Origin of the sequence: Streptomyces yokosukanensis, assembly GCF_001514035.1 — a bacterium.
GTDB classification, from domain to species: Bacteria; Actinomycetota; Actinomycetes; order Streptomycetales; family Streptomycetaceae; genus Streptomyces; species Streptomyces yokosukanensis.
The window spans coordinates 1-905 of sequence record NZ_KQ948290.1 but is presented as its reverse complement, the minus strand read 5'-3'; the positions used below and the strand labels follow the sequence as shown (position 1 = coordinate 905).

General features: G+C 68.8%; 1 protein-coding gene. It reads left to right on the top strand.

What is annotated here, in order from left to right; genetic code table 11:
- The coding region (locus AQI95_RS44235) for an alpha-amylase family protein (RefSeq protein ID WP_482255599.1) at window positions 1-905 on the top strand (905 nt) is incomplete at both ends.

Sequence of the window (905 nt, the reverse complement as noted above, 5' to 3'; positions counted from 1 at the left end):
CCACCGATCCACCCGATCGGCACCACCTTCCGCAAGGGCCGCAACAACACCCTCACCACGGGCCCGGACGACGTGGGCGTGCCCTGGGCGATCGGCTCGCCCGAGGGCGGCCACGACGCCGTCCACCCCGCACTCGGCACCGTCGAGGACTTCGACCACTTCGTCGCCGAGGCCCGGAAGCTGGGCCTGGAGGTCGCACTCGACTTCGCCCTGCAGTGCTCGCCCGACCACCCCTGGGTCCACAAGCACCCCGAGTGGTTCCACCACCGGCCCGACGGCACCATCGCCCACGCCGAGAACCCGCCCAAGAAGTACCAGGACATCTACCCCGTCGCCTTCGACGCGGACATGGAGGGCCTGGTCACCGAGACGGTACGGATCCTGCGGCACTGGATGGCCCACGGGGTGCGGATCTTCCGCGTCGACAACCCCCACACCAAACCGGTCGTCTTCTGGGAGCGGGTCATCGCCGAGATCAACGGCGACGACCCCGACGTGATCTTCCTGGCCGAGGCCTTCACCCGGCCGGCGATGATGCACACCCTCGCCCAGATCGGCTTCCAGCAGTCCTACACCTACTTCACCTGGCGCAACAGCAAGCACGAACTCACCGAGTACCTGAGCGAGTTGTCGGGCGAGGCGGCCGCCTACATGCGGCCGAACCTCTTCGCCAACACCCCCGACATCCTGCACGCCTTCCTCCAGCACGGCGGCCGGCCCGCCTTCGAGGTCCGCGCCGTGCTCGCCGCGACCCTCTCCCCCACCTGGGGCGTCTACAGCGGCTACGAACTGTGCGAGAACACCCCCCTGAGGGAAGGCAGCGAGGAGTACCTCGACTCGGAGAAGTACCAGCTCAAACGGCGCGACTGGGAAGCCGCCGCACGCGAGGGCCGCACCATCGCCCC